This window comes from Methylicorpusculum sp., from assembly GCF_030651835.1.
Classification (GTDB): Bacteria; Pseudomonadota; Gammaproteobacteria; order Methylococcales; family Methylomonadaceae; genus Methylicorpusculum.
Window position 1 is genome coordinate 1 of the sequence record NZ_JAUSBX010000130.1, and the last position, 26,196, is coordinate 26,196.

Sequence of the window (26,196 nt, forward strand, 5' to 3'; positions counted from 1 at the left end):
CTTCCCTCAATTCAAAACGGCCTGCGATCAGTTCTTTGCCGGATTGAATCAATACCACGCCTCGTTGCGCTCGCTATTGACCGATCGATTCCAGATCATCGGTCAGGGGTGAGTGCCGAAATTTGAAGTGCGGTGGGTATAAATCAGCGTACCGAGTATAATGCCCCTTGCTAACCCAAATTAAAAGCGAGATCAGAACATGAGCATCCGTGACTTCCCTCTTTCTCAGGGACTCTATGACCCAGTGAATGAACATGACGCCTGTGGCGTCGGCTTTGTGTGCAATATCAAGAACCGAAAAAGTCACGAAATCATCCTTCAGGGTCTGGAGATTCTGGAGCGCATAAATCACCGTGGAGCGGTAGGTGCTGATCCTAAGGCTGGCGACGGAGCTGGGATGCTGGCACAAATTCCGGATGCATTTTTCCGCGCAGTTCTTGATTTTACATTACCCCCTGTTGGTCAATACGGCGTTGGCCATATCTTTCTGCCACAGAACGCTGGAGAGCGGGAGAAAATGGAGGCAATCGTCAACCGCCATATTCAAGATGGTGGGCACCATGTTCTGGGTTGGCGTGATGTACCTGTAGATAACAGTGTTCTTGGTAAAAGTGTTCTTCCCAGCGAACCCGTGATCCGTCAATTATTCGTTGCTTGCGATCCCGGTTGCTCCGATCAAGATAGTTTTGAACGCAAGTTGTTCACGATCCGCAAACGCATGGACAACTCAATTCGGGAATCGGGCATTTCTAAGAGTGCTTATTACGTAAGCTCATTGTCCTCGCGAACCATTGTTTATAAAGGTATGTTATTGGCGGGCCAAGTCGGGCGCTATTACCTTGACCTGCGGGATACGCGCTTTCAATCTGCGCTCGCTCTGGTTCATCAACGTTTTTCGACTAATACTTTTCCGACTTGGGACCGAGCTCATCCTTTTCGCATGATTTGTCATAACGGCGAAATCAACACTCTACGAGGTAATGTTAATTGGATGGCCGCCCGCCGCCATACCATGCGCTCCGAGATTTTGGGAGAAGATCTGGAAAAAATATGGCCGATGATTCCTGAAGGTCAATCGGATTCAGCGTGCTTTGACAATGCACTTGAACTGCTGGTAATGGGTGGTTATTCCCTCGCTCATGCGATGATGATTTTAATACCGGAAGCCTGGGCCGGAAACAATCTAATGGACGATAAGCGTCGCGCATTCTATGAATATCATGCTGCTTTAATGGAGCCATGGGATGGGCCTGCTGCGGTGGCTTTTAGTGATGGCCGCCAAATCGGTGCCACCCTTGACCGAAACGGCCTGCGTCCCGCTCGTTATTTGGTTACTAACGATGACTTGGTTATCATGGCGTCTGAAATGGGCGTGCTGGATATCCCTGAAGAAAAAATTGTTAAGAAGTGGCGTTTACAACCCGGAAAAATGTTTTTGATTGATCTGGAACAGGGTCGCATTATTGACGATGCTGAGATTAAAGCGGAACTTGCTTCCAAGCATCCCTATCAGAATTGGTTAACGACAACTCAGATTTATCTGGACGAACTACCGACCGACGTAGCACCCATGGCGCCAGACGCCAAGACCCTGCTAGATGCCCAGCAGGCTTTTGGTTATACGCAGGAGGAAGTCAAGTTTCTGCTCACCCCCATGGTATTGACCGGTCAGGAAGCCGTCGGTTCTATGGGCGCAGATAATCCACCCGCAGTTTTATCTCGCCGGCCCAAACACCTGTCTACCTATTTCAAGCAGAACTTTGCCCAGGTCACCAATCCGGCTATTGACCCAATTCGCGAAGAGCTGGTTATGTCTTTGGTTTCGCTAATAGGGCCACGTCCCAATTTGCTGGGGCTAGACGAAGCTGGAAAACACATGCGACTGGAAGTTAAACAGCCGGTACTCACTAATGAAGACCTGGAACGGGTTCGTCACATAGAAGACAATACCGGCGGGATTTTTCGTACCTTTACACTGGATGTGACTTATCCGGTGGAGCAAGGTGCTGAAGGCATGGAGCCGGCGATCAAGCGACTTTGCAAGCAGGCGGAGCAGGTGGTTTTAGAGGGGTATAACATTCTCATTTTGTCCGATCGCAACATTAACAGGGACTACATAGCTATACCTGCTCTGCTGGCGACCTCTGCTGTGCATCATCACCTGATCAAGAAAGGTCTGCGCACCAGTTCGGGCTTAGTGGTCGAGACGGGTGCTGCACTTGAAATTCATCATTTCGCCACATTGGCCGGTTACGGTGCAGAGGCTATCAATCCTTATTTGGCATTTGATACGATTCAGGAGATGTTGAGTCGGCTACCTGAAAAACTTAGCTTCGATGAAGCGCAAACGCGCTATATCAAGGCCGTTGGCAAGGGTCTGAAAAAAGTCATGTCGAAAATGGGCATTTCCACGTTTCAATCGTATTGTGGCGCCCAGATCTTCGATGCTGTCGGACTTTCCACTGCTTTTGTCGACACATTTTTTACCGGCACCCAAACACAGGTGGAAGGTGTAAGTTTGGACGAGATTGCTCAGGAGATTGTGTGCTGGCACCAGAGTGGTTATGGTGACGAGCATATTTACAGTAATCAACTTGATGTCGGTGGCGAGTATGTTTACCGACTTCGCGGTGAAGATCACGCCTGGACTCCCGAAACTATCGCCAAATTGCAACATTCCACCCGTTCTAACAATGTCGAGACTTATCAAGAATACGCCGCCTTGATCAATGAACAGAATGAGCGTTTTTTGACGTTTCGTGGGCTGATGGAGTTCAAATGGGCGGCTCAAGCTGTTCCTATTGAGGAAGTCGAAGCGGCAAAAGAGATCGTCAAACGCTTTGCTACCGGTGCCATGTCTTTCGGCAGTATTTCTTATGAGGCTCATTCCACATTAGCCAAGGCTATGAATATGATGGGTGGCAAGTCCAATACCGGAGAAGGGGGAGAAGAAGCCGAGCGATTCAATCCACTGCCCGATGGTTCTCGCAATCCGGAGCGCTCTGCGATCAAACAAGTGGCTTCAGGGCGCTTTGGAGTTACCATTGAATATCTGGTCAATGCCGATGACATCCAAATCAAAGTGGCTCAGGGTGCCAAACCTGGAGAAGGTGGTCAATTACCAGGGCATAAGGTCAATAAGCAGATTGCTCGGGTGCGTCATTCGATTCCTGGCGTCGGTTTGATTTCGCCGCCGCCGCATCATGATATTTACTCTATTGAAGACTTGGCTCAGCTGATTCACGACCTGAAGAACGCCAATCCCAAGGCGCGCATTTCTGTCAAACTGGTCTCTGAAATAGGCGTGGGCACTGTCGCTGCAGGTGTATCGAAAGCTCATGCCGATCATGTGACAATTGCCGGATATGATGGTGGAACGGGTGCTTCGCCGTTAACTTCTATCAAGCACGCCGGATCTCCCTGGGAAATTGGCCTTGCCGAGACCCATCAAACCTTGGTTTTGAATAATCTGCGCGGACGTATAGCGGTTCAAGCAGATGGGGGCATGCGGACAGGCCGCGATGTCGCGATAGCATTTCTGCTCGGTGCGGACGAAATCGGTTTTGCCACAGCACCCCTGATTGTTGAGGGCTGCATCATGATGCGCAAATGTCATCTAAACACTTGTCCCGTGGGCGTGGCAACTCAAGACCCCGAGTTGCGCAAAAAATTTGCAGGTGAGCCTGAGCATGTAGTCAACTTTTTCTTCTTTGTTGCCGAGGAATTACGCCAGATTATGGCCAAGCTGGGTTATCGCACGATTAACGAGATGATCGGTCAGATGGACCGACTGGAGATGCGTCGAGCAATCGATCACTGGAAGGCCAAAGGCCTGGATTTTGGAAGATTATTGACAAAACCACAGGTGCCAGACACTGTAGCGATCTTTAATTCAGAGACTCAAGATCATGGGCTGGATCAAGCGCTTGATCTGAAGCTGATCGAGATGGCTCAGCCAGCGTTGCAGCGAGGCGAGTCCGTTCGCATCGAGATTCCTGTCAAGAACTTTAACCGTACCGTCGGCACCATGCTGTCCGGGCGTTTGGCAGAGAAATATGGCTTAGCCGGACTACCGGACGATACCATTTACATCAAAGCAATAGGGACTGGAGGTCAATCTTGGGGTGCTTGGCTGGCCAAAGGCATCACTATCGAGTTAGAAGGCGAGGCCAATGATTATGTGGGCAAGGGCTTGTCAGGGGGGCGTTTGGTAATCTACCCGCCGCGCAGTTCCGGCATGGCTGATCATGCTGAAGACAATATTATCATTGGTAACACAGTGCTCTATGGCGCTATCAGTGGTGAATGTTATTTCCGCGGCATCGCCGGGGAACGTTTCTGTGTGCGCAATTCAGGGGCTACTGCGGTGGTTGAAGGGTTGGGCGATCATGGCTGTGAGTACATGACGGGCGGAATCATGGTTTGCCTGGGACCTACCGGACGAAATTTTGCTGCCGGGATGTCCGGTGGTATTGCCTATGTTTTGGATGAACAGGGTGATTTTGCCAAAAACTGTAATATGGCAATGGTAGAGCTGGAGCCCATTGCTGCTGAAGACGATGCACTGGAAGCTTTGGACCATCAGGGTGGCGACCTGGAGGCCATGGGGCGGGTGGATGTCAGTGGCGATATGACCCGATTTGATGCCATTCGCCTGAGGCAGCTGATCAGCAACCATTTGCATTACACGGGAAGCAGCATAGCCAAGCGTATTCTTGCCGATTGGGATAAGTATCTGCCAAAATTCGTTAAGATTATGCCGGTTGACTATCGGCGAGCACTGACCGAAATGGAGGCCCGGCACCGTCGGCCGCCACAATTGACCAAACAACCGATCAGAAAGGTAAGCAAACATGGGTAAACCAACGGGCTTCAGAGAATACGCGCGTCTGGATCGAGGCTATGAGCCGGTGGCCGATCGCATTGTGCATTATGGTGAGTTTGCAGTGCCTCTTTCCGAGGCGGAAGTCAGTAATCAGGGTGCCCGTTGCATGGACTGTGGCATTCCATTCTGTCACACCGGTTGCCCGGTCAATAATATTATTCCGGACTGGAATGACCTTGTTTATCGAGGAGACTGGCAATCGGCGATCGAAGTACTGCATTCCACCAATAATTTTCCCGAGTTTACCGGCCGAGTGTGTCCGGCTCCCTGTGAAGCGGCTTGTACTCTTAATCTTGAAGACTCCCCGGTTGCCATCAAAACCATCGAATGCGCCATTATTGATAAGGCTTGGACAGAGGGCTGGATACAACCTGAAATTTCCCGCCACAAGACACGTAGACATGTTGCTGTGGTAGGTTCAGGCCCCGCGGGCTTGGCTTGCTCTCAACAGCTGGCAAGAGCCGGGCACTTCGTAACGTTATTTGAGAAGCAAGACAAAATTGGTGGATTGTTACGTTATGGTATTCCCGATTTCAAACTCAACAAGTACTTGATTGACCGACGTATGGCGCAAATGCGTGCCGAGGGAGTGGATTTTCGTACCAATATTCATGTGGGTTTGGACATTTCAGCGGCTCAGTTGCAGGCTGATTATGACGCTGTGGTGCTAGCCGGAGGTGCTGAGCAACCTCGAGATCTGCCATTACCCGGCCGAGACCTGAAAAATGTGCACTTTGCAATGGATTTCTTGCGTGCAAATAGCAAGCGGGTACAAGGTATCAAAGTGTCGGATGAGGAATTTATCAGTGCCGAGAATAAACACGTGGTGGTCATCGGTGGCGGGGACACCGGCTCAGATTGTATTGGAACCTCTAATCGCCATGGTGCAAAGTCGGTAACCCAGATAGAGATTTTACCTATGCCTCCCGAACATGAAGACAAAGGATTGACTTGGCCGAATTGGCCAAATCGGCTCCGCACTTCGAGTTCCCAGGAAGAAGGATGCACAAGAATGTGGTCGATTGCCACCAAAGCGTTTATTGGCGATGAAGCGGGTAATCTGAAAATGTTGAGTTGTATCAATGTCGAGTGGAACAAAAACGCGGCTGGGAAATGGCAAATGTCTGAAATAGCAGGCTCGGAGTTTTCATTGAAAGCCGATCTCGCTTTGCTCGCCATGGGATTTCTTCACCCTGTTCACGAGGGCTTGCTGAAACAGGTTGGTGTTGCGCTTGATGTGCGCGGCAATGTGGCAAGTCCAACTCAAGGCCATAAAGCCTACCAAACCAGTGTGGAAGGTGTTTTCAGTGCAGGCGATATGCGTCGCGGTCAGTCTTTAGTGGTCTGGGCCATTCGTGAAGGTCGTCAGTGTGCACGAGCAGTTGACGAGTGGCTGATGGGCAAATCGAATCTGCCGAAGTGAGATTGAATGAATTAACCCCGCAAAAGACATAAAGTTTTCGATTGAGGTTAAAACCCTTAACAGACTGCTCCTAGAGCACTTATATCAAGTAGTTGAATCCTTTAGAAAAATGATGGACACGGTCAAACAAGACAGTAGTTTTAAAGCGGGGTTGAATTCTGCTGACTTACAAATTCGTGATAATTCAGCGTACGCGAGAGAAAAGCTGTTACGGATTGGCCGTTTTGATTTTCTGGAGATCGATTAAAGAGTCAGACCGCTTTCTGGAAATGAGCTGGCATTAAGTTTCTGAAAGGGGTGGGCTACTTTTGGCCGGTAACGAGCATGGACAGCCCAACCAACTATTGCACATAGCACGCTACCGCGCTCATCAACGATCCAACCATGTTTTGCACAAAACTGCGCGATTAAAAAACATGAATCGTTCTGATTTCCAACCCCAGAATGCAAATAGCCCTTATTACTTTGTTCTGTGCGCACTGTATGCGCTTACTAGGCTGGCGACCATGACAGCCAGATAAAATTGGCCAATGACCGCTTCCAGATACGCAAAGGTTCTGACCAGACCGCCGATTGGCGTGACATCGCCATAACCAAGGCTGGCCAGCGTCACAAAACTGAAATAGAGCAGATCAGGAAATTGTTCCTGTTCTTGCGCAGTGATATTGCCTGAAAAGGCAGCCAAATCAAACAAGAGCAATAGTTTATACAATAGAGCCCAGATCAAGCCTATCAAAAGATAAACGCAAAAAGCACCTGCCAGTGAATTGAGATCAGCCTTATGTAAAAGGAAGACATTACGCGCCGCAATCCAGCAGCTCAGGTTACAAAAAATCAACATCAATACTATGCCCAGCACCTCTTGAAAGAAGTGTGCGCCATTTAAAACATTGATACCGACAATGGTGGTGATACCGATAACCAGGAGTATCCCTCCCTGGAACACACGGCGCGAAGCCGCCAAACTCCAGATTGAAACAAGCATGAACACACTGAATAGCAAGGTCATGGAATAACGTTCCATGCCGGAATATTGGTTGGTGAAGGGTACGGACAATAGCGTAAATAGCAATCCAGCCAACAAAAACCAGAAGTTACCGCCAGAGCGTGTTTTCTCAGGACTGATTTCCTTTCTAACTGTTTTATTATTCACTTATTCAGCCTCTTTATGCGTTTCGATTAAGACTTAACGAAAGATCTCTGTTTTGACGCAGTAATTCCGGTTGCCGAGTTTACTCTATAGGCTCTAAAAACTCGATAAAGCATGACTCGACAGTTTGATTACGCTGAAAATAGTGATGGATCATTGCAAGGGAAATGGTTAACAATAACAACATAGTTACCGCCGATTTATAATGACATGAGAAATAACTGACCAGTGTCAAAACTATTGCGTGGGGATGACGTTTGAATTCATCGACACACCCCCGGTTTAAAAGGGGATCTTTATTTCCCTCGCACCCTTAGTAATAAAACAAACTAGTCTTTAGCCAATTATTCGTTATTCAATCGTTCATCTTCGACAAGGGTACGTCGCATGAAAGTAATACTAACTCGTTTAACAGACCGGCAATCCGGAAATCAGGCGAATTGGGCCAGGATCAGTCCGCTGGCACTGATTCTGATCTTCTTGACTACCGCTTGTGAAAAGGAAAAACCGATACAGGCACCGCCGCCGCCAGTCGTCGAAGTTACTGAAGTGCAGCAAAGGGATGTACCTGTTTATCAGGAATGGGTGGGCTCTCTGGACGGTATGGTGAATGCGCAAATTCTGGCCCAAATATCTGGTTACCTGATCAAACAGCATTATCAAGAAGGTCAACTGGTCAAAAAAGGTCAGTTGCTGTATGAAATTGATCCTCGAGTTTTTCAGGCTACGCTGGATGGCGCTCGCAGCAATTTAGCCCGGCAGGAAGCCCAGTTGAAAACAGCCCGTCTGGATATGGATAGGGTAAAGAGACTGTTGCCGGAAAAAGCGGTGAGTGTGCGTGATAGAGACAATGCCGTTGGCCGTGAGGCTTCCATTCTGGCTGAAGTGATGGCGGCCAGGGCCGCGGTTGACAGTGCGCAGCTTCAACTCGGTTTTACAAAAATAACCTCGCCTATCGACGGCATTGCAGGTTTGTCTAAAACGCAACTCGGCAATCTGGTGGGCCCCGGCAGTTCCAATGCGGTACTCACAACGGTTTCTCAGGTCGATCCTATCAAAGCCTTTATTCCGCTCAGTGAACAGCAATATCTGGAGTTTGTCCGGGATAGGCAGAACGGAGGAGAGTCGAAAAAAAGCCGGCCGTTGGAGCTCATCTTGGCCGATGGTACGACCTACGCGCATCCCGGGAAGTTTTTCTTTGCTGACCGACAAGTGGACGTTAGAACCGGAACTATTCAGGCCGCCATTTTATTCCCTAATCCCGGCAGTTTTCTTCGGCCGGGGCAGTACGCAAGAGTGCGGGCGATAGTCAAAAACCGGGAAGGTGCATTATTGATTCCTCAGCGGGCGCTTATCGATATGCAAGGCCGCAAATTGGTTGCAGTCGTGAATTCCGACAATACCGTGGCCATACGCCCGGTTGTAACAGCTGAAAATGTCGGCACACTAATTGTCGTTGAGAAAGGACTGCAACCGGGTGAGCGGGTTATTGTGGAGGGCATCCAGAAAGCCCGGGCAGGCGCCAAGGTCGACCCTAAACCTTACGCGGATGTCTCCGCTGACGCCGGGAGTTAACCCGCTATGGCCAAATTCTTTATCAACAGGCCGATCGTCGCAATCGTAATTGCCATTTTAATGGTCATGATCGGGCTGGTATCCATGGCAGGATTGCCGATTGCTCAATTTCCCGATATTGCGCCGCCTGAAATCCAGGTTACCACGACTTATACCGGTGCTGATGCGGTTACAGTGGAACAGTCTGTTGCTACGCCTATAGAACAGCAAATGTCCGGCGTGGATAACATGAATTATATGTATTCCATTAATGCCAACAACGGGCAGATGACTTTGCGGGTTAACTTTGACGTAGAGACCGATGCGAATACCGACCAAGTACTGACGCAAATGCGTAAATCACAGGCTGAATCACAACTGCCTCAGGATGTGCGAAATTTTGGTGTCAACGTTCAAAAATCGACCGCTTCACCGCTGATCATGTTCGCGCTGTATTCACCCAATGGCAGTTACGACAATATCTTCCTGGCCAATTACGCCTACATCAACATCAACGATCAGATGACCCGGGTCAAGGGCATCGCCAGTGTCACGGTATTTGGAGCCGGACAATACGCCATGCGTATCTGGGTGAAACCTGACCAGCTTGCCAAGCTTAATATCACGATTCCGGAGATCATCAGCGCAGTTCAAGCTCAAAACAATGTCAACCCTGCGGGAAAAGTCGGTGCTGAGCCGGTACCGCCAGGCCAGGATTTTACTTATGCGGTGCGGGCTCAAGGCCGTTTGCAGACCGAGGAGGAATTCGGCAATATCGTTCTGCGCGCAGAACCCAATGGTTCCATGGTCAGGATCAAGGACGTGGGACGTATCGAGCTGGGTGCTCAAACCTATGATTTGGTCGGACGTCTCAACGGCAAGCCGGCCGCTTTGATTGCGCTTTACCAATTACCGGGTTCAAACGCCATTGATGCGGCTGAAGGCGCCAAAAAAACCATGGAGGAGTTGAAAACACGTTTTCCTGATGATCTGGAATATGTGGTTGCTCTGGATACAACCCTGGCCGTAACCGAGGGTATCAATGAAATCGTGCATACCTTACTGGAAGCGTTGGTACTGGTTATTTTGGTGGTCTTTTTGTTCCTGCAGGGCTGGCGGCCAACCCTGATTCCTTTATTGGCGGTGCCGGTATCGCTGATTGGCACTTTTATGCTGTTTCCCGTGCTGGGTTTTTCGATCAACACCTTGTCATTGTTTGGCTTAGTGCTGGCTATTGGTCTGGTGGTGGACGATCCCATTGTCGTGGTCGAGTCGGTGGAGCATCATATCGAAAACGGACTCAGCCCCAAAGAAGCCACTCTAAAAACGATGGAAGAAGTAACAGGCCCCATCATTGGTACGTCTCTGGCGCTGATTGCTGTATTTTTGCCGACAGTATTCATACCGGGCATCACTGGCAAGCTGTATCAGCAGTTTGCCGTGACCGTTGGCGTCTCCGTGATGATCTCGACATTTAATTCGCTGTCCTTGAGTCCTGCTTTGGCGGCATTGCTGTTGAAGCCCCGCGTGCGTGGAACGGGTCCGGTACAGAAATTCTTTGACGGGTTTAACCGGTGGTTCGGGGTTGCCAATAAAGGTTATGTGAGTTTTTGTGCGGTGCTGATTCGCAAAACCATCATCAGTATGATTTTTCTCGGCATCTTGACCTTTATTACGGGCGGCCTCGGAAAAAGCGTGCCTATGGGCTTTCTGCCCGACGAAGATCAGGGTTATCTGTATGCCGGTATTCAGCTTCCCAATGTTTCGTCGTTGCAGCGTACCGATGAAGTCAGCCGACAAGTTGAGGAGATTCTAAAAAACACGCCCGGCGTTGCTTATTACTCATCGGTTATCGGCTACAACATGCTGAGTCAGGCCACTACCACTTACAATACGTTCTTTTTCATCTCACTCAAGAACTGGGCCGAGCGCACCAAACCGGAAGAGCAATATGCGGCTATCAAAGCGCATCTGAATAAGGAATTGTCCCAGTTGCCCGGCGCGATCGGCTTTTCTTTTCCGCCACCCGCGATTCCAGGCGTGGGCACCTCAGGCGGCGTGACGATGATTGTCGAAGACAGAGCCGGAAAAGATGTGGCCTATCTTGCTGAAAATACCGAAAAATTCATTGCCGAAGCGAAGAAACGACCTGAAATTGCCGGATTGTTCACGACCGGACTGCCCTCGGTTCCGCAAATCTTTGTTGATGTGGACCGAGACAAAGTGCTCAAGCAAGGTGTTCAACTGTCCGATGTTTACAAGACTTTGCAGGCGTATATGGGTAGCGGGTTTATCAATTACTTCAACCGTTTTGGGCGGCAGTGGCAGGTCTATGTGCAGGCTGAAGGCGAATACCGCAAGGATACCCAATCGTTAGGCCAGTTTTATGTGCGTAACAGTGAAGGCAATACCGTGCCGCTGGAAACGCTGACCAGTATCCGCAAGACCGAAGGCCCGGAATTTACCATGCGCTACAACCTATTTCGAAGTCAGCAGGTCAGCGCCACAGCGAGTCCCGGATATAGCTCGGCTCAGGTGATGAAAGCCATGGAAGAGGTCTTTGCCGCAACGATGCCGACCGACATGGGCTATGACTATATCGGTATGAGCTACCAGGAAAAAAAGGCACAAGAAGGCGTATCTCCGGCGGTGGTCTTTGGTTTCGCTATTTTCTGCGTCTTTCTGATTCTGGCGGCGCTTTATGAAAGCTGGAGTTTGCCGTTCAGTGTTTTGCTGGGAACGCCGATCGCTATTTTCGGAGCCTTTGCAGGCTTGATGGTCGGCCGCTACGAGAATAATCTGTATGCGCAGATCGGCTTGGTCATGCTGATTGGTCTTGCTGCAAAAAATGCGATTCTTATCGTTGAGTTTGCCAAGATGGGGGTTGAGGAAGGTAAAAGCGTTTATGACGCCTCCCTGGAAGCGGCGCGCTTGCGTTTACGCCCGATCATGATGACCGCATTGTCGTTTATTCTGGGCTGCCTGCCGTTGGCGGTTGCCAGTGGAGCTGGAGCCTTGTCTCGCCGGGTCATGGGTTACGCGGTTATCGGGGGTATGACGGCGGCTACTTTCATCGCTATTTTTCTGATCCCTGTTCTGTTTTATGCAGTAGAGACTCTGGCAGGCAGTAAAAAATCAGAATTACCGGTAGTAAGGGAGGAGAGCGAACATGAGTAAATTGATTGTTGGTGCGCTTGCCCTCAGCTTGACCGGTTGCTTTATGGTCGGTCCGGATTATGAGAAACCGAAAATCGAGGCTCCTGCCCAGTGGCGCTTTGCCGCTGAAGATGCCCGGGAGACGGCTAATCTGCCTTGGTGGGAACAGTTACATGATCCGGTGTTGAATCAACTGGTAGAACAAGCATTGATGAATAACCTGGATCTCAAGGTTGCGATTGCCAATGTCGAACAGTTCATGGGCGTATACGGCGCCACCCGCGCCAGTCTGTTTCCGCAGATATTCGGTCAGGCAGGTTATGATCGCCGCCAACCCAGTGGTGAAGCTATGGGTTTTGGCGGAAAAGTGCCCGACACCGATGCGGCCCAGTTAGGCGCCACGATGTTTTGGGAACTGGATGTCTGGGGTCAATTGCGCCGGGCCAAGGAAGCCGCAGGCGCTGATTTGCTCGCCCAGGAAGCCGCCAGGAATGCGGTCGTCTTGACCTTGGTGAGTACTGTTGCTCAAACCTATATTGTGCTTCGCGCTCTGGACCGGCGTCTGGAAATTACCCGGCAAACCGTTGATTCTCTGGTTGAGGAAAACCGGATTGCCAAAGCGCGTTTTGACATGGGGTATTCCTCGGAAATCGAAGTTAGCCAGTCAACATCGGAACTTGAACGCCGCCGCGCGCAAATTCCTGCTTTTGAACAGCAGATTGCCCAGACGGAACATGCGTTAAGCCTTTTGCTGGGCAAACCTCCCGGCGCTATCGACAGAGGTCTGTCGCTGGATGAATTGTCTCCGCCCCCAGTCCCGGCCGGGCTCCCTTCAGAGCAGTTGATTCGCAGGCCGGACATCCAGCAGGCGGAACAAAATCTGATTGCGGCTAACGCCCGCATTGGTGTTGCGCGAGGTGAGTATTTCCCGAAAGTCTCGCTGACCGGCGATATCGGTCAGGCTAGCATGGAAGTGGCTCAATTATTTGTTCCGGGAGCTAATTTTTGGACAATTGGCAGCCGTTTGCTCGGACCGATATTTACAGCTGGAAGGGTCGCAGGCCAGGTTCAAGCTGCCGAAGCAGGGCAGCAGGCCGCCTTGGCCAGCTACCAAAGAGCTATTCTTGCCGCCTTCAGCGAGTTCGAGGACGGTCTGGTCGCCAGGACCAAATCCAACGAACAACAAAGTGCGCAGGCCCGTCGGGTGGAAGCTTTAGAAAATTATTTGCGCCTTTCTCGGATACGTTATGACGAGGGGTATACCTCTTACCTGGAAGTGCTGGACGCTCTGCGCCAATATTACGAAGGCCAAATCGAGCTGGTTCAGGCCCGCAGTGATACGTTTGTCGCTCTGATTCAGTTGTATAGAGCCATGGGCGGAGGCTGGATCGTTGAGGCCGAACAAAAAGCCCAGGTGCCTAAACCCAAAGAAGCGTCGTTTTTTCCATGACGATCCAACTATCCGCAAGCAGCAATCCAGGTTAGCCTGATTTTTCAAAACGACTTATTGGAATTCCCATGACAAACGATACCTCTTCTGTTTCTACCGATGAATTTACGCGGAAAGCAGTGGAATCAGCCATCAAAATCGGCCTTATTTTTCTGTTGGTGTCCTGGTGTTTTCAAATTGCCAGTCCTTTTATCAACCCACTCGCCTGGGGAATCATTATTGCGGTTGCCCTGTATCCTGTTCATCAATCACTATCGGCCATTCTGGGAGATAGGGAAAAGCTTTCTGCCGTATTGATAACCACCGTGTTGTTGCTCATCATTCTTGGGCCTTGTGTGTTTTTAGCGGGGATACTGACTGAAAATATCCAGGAACTGGTGCATAAATTTCAGCAGGAAGGATTTTCTATTCCTGCACCCCCTGAAAATGTGGCTGCCTGGCCTTTGATAGGGAGGCCCATCTTCAATTTTTGGCAGCTGGCCGCAACAAACCTGGCCGATTCGGTCAAACAATTTGCTCCCCAGCTCAAGTTGGTCAGTAAATGGCTGATCGCCTCCGGAGCGTCAACGGTCTTGGCTATTTTGCAATTGATTGTGTCGGTGATTATCTCCGGCACGCTTTGGGTCTATGGCAAGGGCGGACATCATTTGGCTTTGGCTATCGGCAAACGTATTGCCGGTACTCAGGGCGAGGAATTGAGCGTTCTCTGCACTTCCACTATTCGTGGCGTGGCTCGCGGCGTCTTAGGCGTTGCCTTGATACAGACCTTGCTGGCTGGAGTGGCCTTCTTTGTTGCAGGTATTCCCGGCGCCGGCATTCTGACAATTCTCTGTCTGTTTCTCGCTATTGTGCAATTGCCTACTTTTATCTTGTTTGTACCTTGCATGATTTATGTCTTTTCCGGACATGACACCTTATTTGCAACGGTATTCATGGTCTGGCTGCTGGGTGTCGGATTTATAGATAATATCCTGAAACCGATTTTAATGGGCCGTGGGCTCGATCTACCGATGATTATCGTCTTTATTGGTGCCATAGGCGGCATGCTCTTTTCCGGAATCATCGGGCTCTTCGTCGGTGCTGTTGTGCTGGCGCTGGGTTATAAGTTATTCATTTCCTGGTTAAAAGGCCCTGGCGTTGTATAGGTCAAGGCACGAAGGCGAGAAGATCAGATTCCGTCATGCTCGCTTTTTTAAAGCAGCTTTTTGACGTTTGCGGCCGGATAGCTTGCTCTGATGCAGCAACAAGGCGCTCATGATTAATGCGGTGCCGATCAGCACTTTGGAGCTTAACGGTTCGTGGTTGACGGCATTGCCCAGTAATAAGGATAAAATGGGCGTGAGTAATGTAATCAACGCAACCTGGGTAGCGGGCAAATGGATGAGCACGTAGTAATAAAGCGCAAAACCCACCGTTGTTGCGATAGCGCCAAGGTAAATGATTGACACCAGGCTGGTTGCCGGAAGGGTCTCAGGCCACTGGCCGTTCATGCAGAACCAGGTCGCAATATAAAGCGGTACGGCGATTAACAAGCCTCCTGTGACCTGACAAACTGCCGGTAGTTTGCTGTTGACGCGCTTGATCCAGACAGAACTGGCTGATTGAAGGAAGGCTGAAAACATCACGGCGGCAATGCCTAATGCTGATTCCCTGCCGATTTCCAGCGCTGATCCGAACATCACCATCAACCCGGAAAAGCCGATCAGGTAAGCTAAAATTTTGACAGGACTCAGGCTTTTTTCAGCCAGCCAGACGGCAGCCATTAATGCCGTCATCATGGGAGTTAACCCGAATATCACCGAGATCCAGCCGGATGGAATAAATTGAGCCGCCCAATAAGTCGACAGCATGGCGCCATAGATTTGTAGGGCAACGGCCAGATAGGTCGATAGTGCCTTAGTTGATAAGGGCAGTTTTTGCCTCATCACCAGCAGGGCCGGTAACATGCAGGCCAAGCCAATCACCATGCGGCCCATCGCGCCGAATAAATAACCCGGACCTTCACCGCTCCATTTGATGGCTAGCGGGGTGGTTGACCACAGTAAAACCAGTGCGAAAAATGCCAACGCTACACGCACTAATTATTGCCTGGCTTGATCGTTCTGAAATAAATTCCAGTGACTTTTTTTTGATTCAAATTTCATTGAGCACGGTTAACTCTTGCGGGTAGGGCGTCATGTAGTAAGACTGCTCTATAAAAGGGTCGGGTTGTCTGCGGAAATGATGTCTAAGCAAAGTGATGGGGACAATCAGCGGCAGTTGGCCCAGGCGGTAGCGCTCAATCGTTTCGCACAATTCGGCTTTATCATCGCTTTCCAGGGATTTTTTTAGATAGCCTTGGATATGTTGAAGCACATTAACATGATTGCCCGGCGTTGCCGTTTTTTTCAAGCAAAGCATCAATTGAGCACCGTATACCGGCAAGATCTGGTGGATATTTTTTTTATCGGCGCTGGCCGCTAAGCGCCCTAATTCGCGGGCACTGTTTTGATCGTGACTCATCGCTATCAATTTATGGCGGGCGTGGAATTCGGTAAGCGCTCTTGGGGTGGCGGATGCTTCGTTTAGCTGTTTCCAGCGATACATGACATACACACGCTGAATGAAATTCTCCCTCAGTCTGGGATCGCCAAGACGGCCTTCTTCTTCCATAGGCAACAGCGGAAAATGAGTTTTCAGGTGCTGGGCAAATAAACCGGTGCCGTTACGTTCTGCAAAATCATTTCTGTATATTTTGACCCGTTCCATTCCGCAACTGGGTGAGTCTTTTTTTAGTATGTAGCCGCACAAACCCGCCAGCCAATCGTGTTGTTTTGCGGCGCAACTGGTTAAACTGTTAGTAACGTCAACAGTATGGTCTTTGACTACAACACAACGAATGCCTAGGCCAGTATGTCTCAGCTGAATCGGGGGTCTGGGCGTGCCCATGCCGCTTTCAACTTCGGGGCAAAACGGCACAAACTGGAAGTATTCTCCCAGCGTTTTACGCACATAGTCGTTACTTTTGTGGCCGCCGTCATAACGGACGGCTTCCCCCAGCAAACAACTGCTGATACCCACCGGTATTTTAAGTGGGTGACTATTCATGCCGATTTTTCAAGTCAGGTTGAGCCAGGCTGCGTTCCATGTGTTCCTTGATGGCGAGCACTCTTTTAAGGTTTGCGCCGAAATCGTAATAACCGACCCGTGATGCGGAACGCAGATGAATCAGCTTGCTGGTTTCATCCAGACGCGCTTCGACATCGTCGGTGAACTTCAGCAGCGGTGTTTGAAAGGTCGCGGATAAATAATCAGGCAATACTTTTCCCAATTTACCCCCTTCAGCTTTGATGACTTGCTGTAAAAGCGCCCAGGCTTTTTGTGGATCTTGATTGCCAATCGAAATGGGCGCGACCTGGCCGTTTTCGGTGGTGACACAATTGGGAGAGCCGGGGCAATCCTGTAACGGGCCGCTGACAAGTGTTGCCTGTGATTCTGCTTGTGATATGCGTGACATAAATAAGACTGCCTCCAATCCAAAAGCGATGACCAAGAAAGCGATTAATGTGGTTTTATTCATAATGACTAATAATTTAGCGTTATTCCGGAGAACCCCAGCGGGCATGCAAATAATCCCGTCGGGTATCAAATATCTGGTTCAGTTTTCGGCCTATCAACAGGCGATGAAAAAGCCTTCCGAACCAGCCATACGGCATGACATAGAAGATAATATCTTCCATGACAACGCCTTTGTCCAAAGGGGTTAAAGCCACTTCGTGGCTTAAAAACTTAAACGGGCCTACGCGCTGTTCGTAGACAAAGCGTTTGTATTCATCACAATGGCTGACTTCGGATAGCCAGTCCATGGGCAGGCCAAATACGGCAACCATCTTATAGCTGATCATCAAGCCACTGTAGATGCGTTCGGGCACTTTGGAGGTAATGCTGACATGAAAAAAATCCGGAGTGATCTGGTTTAAGTTGTAAGGCGATGTAAAAAAGTCCCAAGCCTCATCCAGCTTCATATCAAGCGCTTGCCTGCGATAAAACTGATAAATTTTCATGGTGAGTCGGTATCGGTTTGATTATGCACGGGTTGATGTTCAACATATATCAGCTGGTCTGTTGTAAACCCCAGCGATTTGGCTTTGGCGACCAGTCTGTCGACAATTGTCTTGTCCAGTTCGGGTTGTCTGGCCAGAATCCACAAATAATCCCGATCCGGTCCAGCAATCATCGCATAACTGTAATTTTCCTTATCCAGGTCAATGATGTTATAGCCGCCGTAAAAGGGACCGAAAAAAGAGACCTTTAAACTGCCTTGCTGGGGCGATCCGGTAAAATACGCGCGCCCTTCAGCCTTATCCCGGCGGCCTTTTTCGGTATTGTAACCGCTGTTAATAACCTTTAAACCGCCATCTTCTCTTAAGCTGTATTCGGCTGAAATATGGGTCAATCCTCGTTCAAAACGGTGATCCAGGCGGGCAATTTCATACCATTTACCCAGATAACGCTGCACGTTAAAATCATCAACAACACTGATTCCCTCAGGAACGCCCACGCAGCCTGAAATGAGCAGGCTCAATAGAAAAAAACAGGTTTTTATAGCCATAAAACTTCTCAGTTATTGAAATGGGGTAAGCCGGCGCAGATTATAAGTCGAGACAATAGATATTTAACTGCTTAATTGTCTATCTATACCAGCCGATCATGGATTTTGCAAAGCTGGCATTCTTGCTGCAATTGCTGGCTTTTGATAAGGGCTCAGGTTTGAGTTTCGCAGCGGCGGCTGATTACACAATTGCGGCCTGAGCTTTTTGCCGTGTATAACGCTTCATCGGCAGTTGCGACAAAGTCCCTGGAGCTCATGCCTAACTGGGGGGTAAAAGTACAGTAACCTATGCTGACGGTTATGCAGTCGGTGATAGGCGATTTGGCATGGGCAATGTTTAACGATTCAATCCTAAGACGCAGTTGTTCGGCAAAAACATCGGATTGAAGTTCAGTAATGTTGCAGACTAAAATAACAAACTCTTCACCGCCGTAACGTGCCACAAAATCGGAAGCCCGTCTTAGGCAGCTTCCCAGGGTTTTGGCCACTGTTCGTATGCATTCATCGCCATGCAGATGACCATAAAAATCGTTGTATTGTTTGAAATAATCAATGTCGACGATGAAAAGCGATAGCGACAAATGGCTGCGCAGTGCAATATTCCATTGAATTTTGTGTTGATTGTCGAAATAGCGGCGGTTGAAAATACCTGTCAGCGGATCCAGGTTATTCAAAATGCGCAGATGTTCATTATCTGACTGCAACTCTTCTTTTTGTTGTCTTAACCGGTGGATTAACAGGATCCGTGAGCTGACATCGCGCTGCATGCCTATAAAGTGAGTCAGTGCGCCGGATTGGTCATGGACTGGAGAAAGGCTTAATTCATTCCAGAACATCGATCCGTCTTTTCGATAATTACGCAGCGTCACCAGACAAAATTCACCGTTAAACAAAGCACCTCTTATCAATGCCAGTTCCGGTTGGTTACGGTCGTTCCCGCACAGAAAACGGCAGTTTTTTCCCAGCGCGTCAACGGCCGTATAACCGGTTAGCCGCTCAAAAGCCGCATTTACAAAGATCAGCGGAAAATCATCCTGCCTCATATCAGCAATACTGATGCCGTCACGTGAATCATTAACAGCTTGTTTGATGATTGTTGAATCGATCATTGAGGACTCTTAAAAAAGTAACAATACGATTGTGATCTCGTTTGATCAGCAGCCGCATAAGGTGTTGTACGTAATTCTTAGACTTTGCCTGAAAGCGACTTCCTGAACAAGAATAGTTAATAAACGGGATGTTATCTCTAGCCCTATCTTGGAAGAAACTATAGAGCGTAGCCGTATGAATGTATAGAGACATTTTTGCTATAAATCGGTCTTTTCCGGTTTTTCGCGCAAACGGCGGGGTCACGCTTCTTTGTGAGTTCGGATATAAACGACAGACTAAGCGGCTTATTCGGTGGGGCTATGATTTGTAATGAGTCAAACGGGATCTGACATGGTATATTTGTGAGAATTTTAACAAAAGAGTTGATATACAAAATGAAAGCGAATATCGGTTTAATCGGCTTGGCCGTCATGGGGCAAAATCTGGTACTCAACATGAGCGATCACGGCTTTAAAGTAGCAGTTCATAACCGAAGTCCCGATAAAACCGAGGATTTTCTAAATGGTCCTGCAAAGGACAAAGGTATTATCGGCGCGTATTCTTTAGATGAATTACTCAGCAACCTGGAGTTGCCCAGAGTTGTCATGCTGATGGTCAAGGCCGGTGAGGTGGTTGATCAGTATATCGAGCAACTGGTACCTTTAATGACAGCCGGCGATATCATCATTGACGGCGGAAATTCGTTATTTACCGATACCAACCGTCGCACCAAAGCCCTTAAAGAAAAAAATATTCTTTATATCGGCACAGGCGTATCCGGCGGAGAAGAGGGGGCCAGGAACGGACCTTCCATCATGCCCGGCGGCAATCCGGATGCCTGGGAGCGTGTCAGAGCCATTTTTCAGTCTATCAGCGCACAAGTTGATAATCAGCCTTGCTGCCAATGGGTGGGCGATAACGGTGCCGGACACTATGTCAAAATGGTCCATAACGGAATTGAATACGGGGACATGCAGCTTATCTGCGAGGCCTACCAATTGCTTTCCGAAGGTCTGGGTTTGTCGGCCGATGAATGCGCCGGTATTTTTGCGCAATGGAATCAAGGCGAACTGAGTTCTTATTTGATTGAAATAACGTCGAACATCATGGCCTATAAAGATACTGATGGCGAGCCTTTGCTGGAAAAAATTCTGGATACGGCCGGCCAAAAAGGCACCGGTAAATGGACCGGTATTAATGCTCTGGATCTGGGCATACCGTTGACGCTTATCGGAGAATCGGTGTTTGCACGCTGTCTGTCGGCTATGAAAGATGAGCGTGTTCGCGCGGCTGAGCGTTTGCCGAAACCGGTCAAAAGCTATACCGGCGAAAAACAAGCCATGATCGATGCCATTCGCGATGCGCTTTATGCCTCCAAGATTATTTCCTACGCGCAAGGTTTCCGCCTGATGCGTGAGGCCGCTGCCGAATATCAATGGTCCTTGAATTATGGCGAAATCGCTTTAATGTGGCGCGGCGGTTGTATTATTCGTAGCGCTTTCCTGAACGATATCAAAGCCGCTTACACTGAAAACCCGCAATTGGAAAACCTGTTGCTGGCTGATTTTTTTGTCAATGCCATGCAGCAAACCGATGGCGGCTGGCGTAAAGCCGTTATTGCCGGTATCGAACTGGGTATTCCTACGCCTGCATTTTCCAGTGCTTTGGCTTATTATGACGGTTATAGAACGGCCCGCTTACCCGCCAATCTATTGCAGGCGCAACGCGACTATTTCGGGGCGCATACTTACGAGCGGACGGATCAACCCAGAGGCCAGTTCTTTCATACCGATTGGACGGGTTACGGTGGTAAAACCGCTTCTACCACTTACACGGTGTAATGCCTGACGATTGCTTCCCATTAGAGTCTCCTATATGACTGCTGACCCCTGTACTTATGTAATTTTTGGCGCGACCGGCAATTTATCTCGCGTCAAGCTCATGCCTGCGCTTTATCATCTGGAGATGGAAAATAAATTGCCTGAAGGCACGCGCATCGTTGCCATTGGTCGCCGTCCCTGGGACAGGGCAAAATGGCTGAGCGAAGTCAGGGGCATGATTGAGGATAAAGCCTGGGATACGCTGGATGAAGCTCAGTTTACCCGCTTCAGCGAGCGTCTGTTTTATCATCGTGGTGATATTGATGATTCGGTGTGTTATGCGCAATTGGCCGAATTATTGAGTGACCCCCAATTTCAAAAAAACATGGCGTTTTACCTGGCGATCAGCCCCGGTGACTTTGGTAATGTCATTGAGCAGCTCAGCCTGGTCAAAATGCTTGATGAGGAGTACGGCTGGCGCCGCGTGATTATTGAAAAACCGTTCGGTTACGATCTGGAAAGCGCACAGTCATTGCAAAGACGCATCAGTCGCTATTTGTCCGAAGAACAGATCTACCGTATCGATCATTACCTGGGTAAAGGCATGGTCCAAAACGTGCTGGTCTTCCGCTTTGCCAACGTCATGCTGGAACCCTTGTGGAACCGGAACTATATCGATCATATCCAGATTACTCATTCCGAGGAATTTGGGATTGAATCGCGCGGCGGCTATTATGACGCAGCGGGAGCGATGCGCGATATGTTGCAGAGCCATTTGATCCAATTAATGACGCTGGTAGCCATGGAGCCACCCGCGACCATGGAGGCGGAAGCGCTGCGTGATGAAAAAGTCAAAGTTCTGAAATCCATCCGCCCCATCCCTAAATCGGCTGTCCATGCTCATGCCTTCAGAGGGCAATACAGCAAAGGTACAATGGACGGTAAAAAAGTGAACGGTTATCTGGAAGAGGAAAATATTCCTCCCGACAGCATCACCGAAACTTATGCGGCGATGAAGTTATACATTGATAACTGGCGCTGGCGCGGCGTGCCTTTTTATCTGCGTACCGGCAAACGGTTGGCCAAGGGGCAATCAACCATCGCCATTTGTTTCCGGCATCCGCCGCTGAATTTTTTTCGGGACACCACGATTCAGACCATGAATCCGAATTGGGTTTTGATGGGCATTCAGCCTGAGGAATGCATACGAATTGAAATGACCGTAAAAGAACCCGGCCTGGAAATGCGCACGCGCACCAGTAGCCTGGATGCCAGTTTCCGTAATTCTCATGAAAAACCGGTAGACGCTTACGTCGATTTGTTGCTGGATGTGATGGTGGGTGACCGGTCGTTATTTCTAAGATTTGATGAAGTCGAATATGCCTGGCGCATCGTCGATCCGATTCTGCAAACCTGGGCAGTTGAGCGCGACTATATCGCGACTTACCCGGCCGGTTCATGGGGCCCGGCAGAGAGCCGCCGTTTATTTGAAAAAGAAAACCAATACTGGCGCTGCTCTTTAACGCCTGAATGTAATTAATCCATTTGACGCCTCCTTGCTGAGAGGGAAAGACAATTATGCAAAAAATTCACTGGCATTCCTTTGCAACAGCCGAAAAAGTAGCCGCGGCAGCATCGCAACAAATTCTTACGGCCGCAGAACAGGCCATTAAAGACCGAGGTGCTTTTAAACTGGCATTGGCCGGCGGTAGTACACCGGATAAGGTCTATCACCTTCTTTCAGAAAGCCGCGCAGACTGGGCGAATTGGCATATTTATTACGGTGATGAGCGTTGTTTACCCGCTGATCATCCGGAGCGCAACAGTCAGATGGCGCAGGCGAGTCTGCTTGGCAAAGTAGCCATACCGGCAGAGCAAATTCATACCATGCCCACCGAACTGGGTCCTGAAGCTGCAGCTGCAGCCTACAGGGAGGTGATCGCCGGGGTGGACAGTTTTGATATGGTCTTGCTCGGCATGGGTGAAGACGGACATACCGCCAGTTTGTTTCCCGGTCATGTCAATTCGCCGGATGAGACCGTGCATGCCGTTTATAACTCTCCCAAACCGCCACCTGAACGCATTTCGTTGAGCGCCAAAACATTGAGTCAAACCCGGCAGTTGTTGTTCCTGGTGACCGGGGAAGGTAAAAGGGATGCGGTTCAGCAATGGCGGCAAGGCATTATTTTGCCTGTTGCGCTGATTCGGCCTGAAGCCGGTGTTGATGTCTATATTGATGCAGCAGCATTGGGTTAAGCATTTATACCTCCCTATCTGATCGAAAAAGCAGAAGGTGCGGGGGGTATTTGGCGAGGATGTCGGCAGTAGAATGGCTGCCGACCAGCTCCATGGACGGGTTCACGGCGGTCCTTGACGGGCATATCTGGAACCTTTACTAAAGTCGAACGATTTTTCAGTATGAAAGAAGTAATAGGCTGGACTGCACAGTTCTTTAGCCCCGCTTGTATTGAGTTCGACAGCGGACATTGCCCCGGCATCGTTTATAAAAAGAAAGCCCGAAACCCGATACCCGCTTTAATTCAGATCATCCCACTACGCCATACCCATCGTAGATCGAAATTCGGCACCGGGGTGCCCGTCAAAGGACGCCGTAAATACATCCATGTAGGCTCTATGCCAGCATCCATGCTGGCAAAGCCTTTGCCGAACAACCCGTTGCCTCCTTAGGCACTGCCGAAATTTGAAGTGCGAAACGTATAATCAAGCATGGCTGAACTTAATTCCCAACAACAATCTGCGGTGAGAACCATCGAGCATCCTTTGCTCGTGCTAGCCGGTGCCGGTAGCGGCAAGACGCGTGTGATCACCGAAAAAATAGCCTATCTGGTAAAGCAAGGCACCGCTGCGCGCCATATTGCCGCCGTCACGTTTACCAATAAAGCGGCGCGGGAAATGAAAACCCGTGTTTCAAAGTTGCTGGATGATAAACAGATTCGCGGTCTGACGGTGTCAACCTTTCATTCCCTGGGGCTTGAGATACTGCGGAAGGAGCACAAAACGCTGGGTTACAAGGCATCACTGACCTTGTTTGATGAGCAGGACAAACAAACCTTGTTGAAAAACCTGGTCAATCATGGAAGCAAAGACTGCGATATCGATGATGTTGATCGTTATGCCTGGCAAATTGGCCAATGGAAAAATGCGTTTGTCACACCGGAACACGCCCTTTCATACGCCACCCAGGAACAAGTCCCCGCAGCACATTTGTACAGTGACTATATTCGCAGTCTGAAAGCCTATAATGCGGTTGATTTCGACGACCTGATTCTGTTACCGGTCCTGTTGTTTCAGGAGCACGCTGCCGTTTTGGAAAAATGGCAGAACAAGATTCGTTATTTGCTGGTCGATGAATACCAGGACACCAACATCACGCAATATCAGCTGGTCAAACTCTTGGCCGGCAATCTGGGCCGGTTTACCGTGGTCGGTGATGATGACCAGTCCATTTATGCCTGGCGCGGCGCACAACCGGAAAATTTGGTGCAACTGCAAAAAGATTACCCGCGCCTGCAAGTCATCAAACTTGAACAGAACTACCGCTCAGCAGGACGCATTCTCAAAGTCGCCAATAAACTGATTGCCAACAATCCGCATGTTTTTGAAAAACGGTTATGGAGTGAGTTGGGCTATGGCGATCCGCTGCGCGTATTAAGCCATAAAGACGAAGTGACCGAAGCCAAGCAAGTCGTTTCGGAAATTATTCATCACAAATTTAAAACCGGAAGCAGTTATAAGGATTATGCCATTTTATATCGGGGCAACCACCAGTCGCGCTTGTTTGAGCGGGCCCTGCGTGAAAACAACGTGCCTTATTTTATTAGCGGCAGTACGTCATTTTTTGCCTTTTCAGAGATCAAAGACATCCTCAGCTATTTGCGGCTGTTTTCCAATCCGGATGATGATGCCGCCTTTTTACGCATCATCAATACGCCCAGGCGAGAACTGGGCCCCACGACACTGGAAAAATTGGGCGCTCATGCCAACGAGCGGCACATCAGTTTGTTTGCGGCCTGTTCGGAACTGGGCTTGATGCAAAAACTGTCCGACAAATCACGGCAACGGCTTACCAAATTCACAGAATGGGTCACCGATACCGCCGATCGCATCGAACGCGGCGATACCTTCGCCGTGGTCGAGCAAATGATCGATCAAATAGGCTATGAGTCCTGGCTGCGGGAAAATGCCAAAACGCCGCAATCTGCCGAACGTAAAATGCAGAACGTAGTGGAATTGGTTGAATGGCTCAAACGCTTGGCCGTAGGTGCCGACGGAGGCAAGGAAAAGTCTCTGTCAGAAGTGGTGTCAAAAATCATGTTGATGGATATTCTGGAAAGAAATCAGGAAGAAGAAGCGGGTGATCAGGTCAGTCTGATGACCTTGCATGCCGCAAAAGGCCTTGAATTTCCGCATGTCTTTATGATCGGCATGGAAGAAAACCTCTTGCCGCATCAAAACAGTATCGATACCGGCAACATCGAGGAAGAGCGCCGCCTCGCCTACGTCGGCATTACCCGCGCACAGAGAACCCTGACCTTCAGTTATTGCACCCACCGCAAACGTTACGGCGAAATTTCAGAATGCGAACCCAGCCGGTTTTTAGGCGAGTTGCCTGGCGATGATTTGGAATGGACCAACAAAAAACAACTGGATCCTGCGGTCATCAAAGAGCGGGGTAAGGCAAATTTGGCACATCTGAAAAATATTTTGACCTGATAAAGCGGGTGCCGATTTTAAGCTCAGGATAATGATAGGGAGACGGGTGTACAGCGTTTCAGTTCATGCAAAATCTGCTCGCCTTCTCGCCAATCGGTGGAGGCAACTCCTTCATCGAACGAGTCCAAGTGACTTGATAACAGCAAATTCGCCTCATCAAAGCGGCGTTGTTTGAGAAGTACTCGGCTTAAACCGATCGCAGACGCTGAAAATCTTGGAGTGTGCCACAGGCACACAAGCTGACGCTATACGGAAATAGAGGTCAGATGTGTATAAGCTCATTGGAAGATGATGGTAGGCCCATCAAAGTCTGTTGTCGGAAACTGGCTTTAAACCACCTCAAG

General features: G+C 49.4%; 18 protein-coding genes. 11 read left to right on the forward strand and 7 right to left on the reverse strand.

What is annotated here, in order from left to right; translation table 11 throughout:
* Positions 1 to 199 precede the first annotated feature (199 nt).
* Positions 200 to 4,861: a glutamate synthase large subunit gene (gene gltB, locus Q7V32_RS17060; RefSeq protein ID WP_304898187.1), complete on the forward strand. Its 4,662-nt coding sequence runs from the start codon at positions 200 to 202 to the stop codon at positions 4,859 to 4,861.
* Positions 4,854 to 6,308: a glutamate synthase subunit beta gene (locus tag Q7V32_RS17065; protein WP_304898188.1), complete on the forward strand. Its 1,455-nt coding sequence runs from the start codon at positions 4,854 to 4,856 to the stop codon at positions 6,306 to 6,308. Before gltB ends, Q7V32_RS17065 begins: the two co-directional genes overlap by 8 nt.
* Before the next feature lie 460 nt (positions 6,309 to 6,768).
* Here the strand turns inward: Q7V32_RS17065 and Q7V32_RS17070 are convergent, their stop codons facing one another.
* The gene (locus Q7V32_RS17070; RefSeq protein WP_304898189.1) at positions 6,769 to 7,461 is read right to left on the reverse strand and encodes a potassium channel family protein; all 693 of its coding nucleotides are present in this window, start codon (positions 7,459 to 7,461) and stop codon (positions 6,769 to 6,771) included.
* A gap of 384 nt (positions 7,462 to 7,845) precedes the next feature.
* On the opposite strand from Q7V32_RS17070, the gene Q7V32_RS17075 reads away from it, so the two are divergent.
* The 4 genes from Q7V32_RS17075 to Q7V32_RS17090 all read left to right on the forward strand — a co-directional run bounded on the left by Q7V32_RS17075 (position 7,846) and on the right by Q7V32_RS17090 (position 14,763).
* A complete protein-coding gene (locus Q7V32_RS17075) occupies positions 7,846 to 9,033 on the forward strand; it encodes an efflux RND transporter periplasmic adaptor subunit (protein ID WP_304898190.1) in 1,188 nt (395 codons plus the stop codon).
* 6 nt (positions 9,034 to 9,039) lie between these two features.
* Positions 9,040 to 12,189 carry an efflux RND transporter permease subunit gene (locus tag Q7V32_RS17080; protein ID WP_304898191.1) on the forward strand — a complete coding sequence of 1,050 codons (3,150 nt, stop codon included), beginning with the start codon at positions 9,040 to 9,042 and terminating at the stop codon, positions 12,187 to 12,189.
* The gene (locus tag Q7V32_RS17085) at positions 12,182 to 13,618 is read left to right on the forward strand and encodes an efflux transporter outer membrane subunit (protein WP_304898192.1); all 1,437 of its coding nucleotides are present in this window, start codon (positions 12,182 to 12,184) and stop codon (positions 13,616 to 13,618) included. The genes Q7V32_RS17080 and Q7V32_RS17085 overlap by 8 nt, the downstream gene beginning before the upstream one ends.
* A gap of 68 nt (positions 13,619 to 13,686) precedes the next feature.
* The gene (locus tag Q7V32_RS17090) at positions 13,687 to 14,763 is read left to right on the forward strand and encodes an AI-2E family transporter (protein WP_304898193.1); all 1,077 of its coding nucleotides are present in this window, start codon (positions 13,687 to 13,689) and stop codon (positions 14,761 to 14,763) included.
* A 33-nt stretch (positions 14,764 to 14,796) separates the two neighbouring features.
* On the opposite strand, the gene Q7V32_RS17095 is transcribed toward Q7V32_RS17090, so the two are convergent.
* From Q7V32_RS17095 to Q7V32_RS17120, 6 genes are all read right to left on the reverse strand, one after another.
* Complete coding sequence (locus Q7V32_RS17095) at positions 14,797 to 15,696, reverse strand: DMT family transporter (RefSeq protein WP_304898194.1); 900 nt, start codon at positions 15,694 to 15,696, stop codon at positions 14,797 to 14,799.
* Between the two features lie 55 nt (positions 15,697 to 15,751).
* Complete coding sequence (locus tag Q7V32_RS17100; RefSeq protein WP_304898195.1) at positions 15,752 to 16,705, reverse strand: DUF523 and DUF1722 domain-containing protein; 954 nt, start codon at positions 16,703 to 16,705, stop codon at positions 15,752 to 15,754.
* The gene (locus tag Q7V32_RS17105) at positions 16,698 to 17,177 is read right to left on the reverse strand and encodes a DUF1499 domain-containing protein (protein WP_304898196.1); all 480 of its coding nucleotides are present in this window, start codon (positions 17,175 to 17,177) and stop codon (positions 16,698 to 16,700) included. Before Q7V32_RS17105 ends, Q7V32_RS17100 begins: the two co-directional genes overlap by 8 nt.
* Positions 17,178 to 17,196: 19 nt before the next feature.
* Entirely contained in the window at positions 17,197 to 17,661 is a 465-nt protein-coding gene (locus tag Q7V32_RS17110; protein ID WP_304898197.1) for an SRPBCC family protein, read from the reverse strand.
* Positions 17,658 to 18,209 (reverse strand): lipocalin family protein, encoded by a 552-nt coding sequence (locus Q7V32_RS17115; protein WP_370691477.1) that lies wholly within the window; start codon positions 18,207 to 18,209, stop codon positions 17,658 to 17,660. Before Q7V32_RS17115 ends, Q7V32_RS17110 begins: the two co-directional genes overlap by 4 nt.
* A 152-nt stretch (positions 18,210 to 18,361) precedes the next feature.
* The gene (locus Q7V32_RS17120; protein WP_304898198.1) at positions 18,362 to 19,318 is read right to left on the reverse strand and encodes a diguanylate cyclase domain-containing protein; all 957 of its coding nucleotides are present in this window, start codon (positions 19,316 to 19,318) and stop codon (positions 18,362 to 18,364) included.
* Positions 19,319 to 19,693: 375 nt separating this feature from the next.
* On the opposite strand from Q7V32_RS17120, the gene gnd reads away from it, so the two are divergent.
* From gnd to rep, 5 genes are all read left to right on the forward strand, one after another.
* Positions 19,694 to 21,139 carry a decarboxylating NADP(+)-dependent phosphogluconate dehydrogenase gene (gene gnd / locus Q7V32_RS17125; RefSeq protein WP_304898199.1) on the forward strand — a complete coding sequence of 482 codons (1,446 nt, stop codon included), beginning with the start codon at positions 19,694 to 19,696 and terminating at the stop codon, positions 21,137 to 21,139.
* Positions 21,140 to 21,173: 34 nt separating this feature from the next.
* Positions 21,174 to 22,658 carry a glucose-6-phosphate dehydrogenase gene (zwf, locus tag Q7V32_RS17130; RefSeq protein WP_304898200.1) on the forward strand — a complete coding sequence of 495 codons (1,485 nt, stop codon included), beginning with the start codon at positions 21,174 to 21,176 and terminating at the stop codon, positions 22,656 to 22,658.
* A 38-nt stretch (positions 22,659 to 22,696) separates the two neighbouring features.
* Positions 22,697 to 23,374, forward strand: a complete 678-nt coding sequence (gene pgl / locus Q7V32_RS17135; protein ID WP_304898201.1) for a 6-phosphogluconolactonase — start codon at positions 22,697 to 22,699, stop codon at positions 23,372 to 23,374.
* A gap of 162 nt (positions 23,375 to 23,536) precedes the next feature.
* A complete protein-coding gene (locus Q7V32_RS17140) occupies positions 23,537 to 23,806 on the forward strand; it encodes a hypothetical protein (RefSeq protein ID WP_304898202.1) in 270 nt (89 codons plus the stop codon).
* Between the two features lie 39 nt (positions 23,807 to 23,845).
* Positions 23,846 to 25,852 carry a DNA helicase Rep gene (gene rep / locus Q7V32_RS17145; RefSeq protein WP_304898203.1) on the forward strand — a complete coding sequence of 669 codons (2,007 nt, stop codon included), beginning with the start codon at positions 23,846 to 23,848 and terminating at the stop codon, positions 25,850 to 25,852.
* The last annotated feature ends 344 nt before the right edge of the window (positions 25,853 to 26,196 follow it).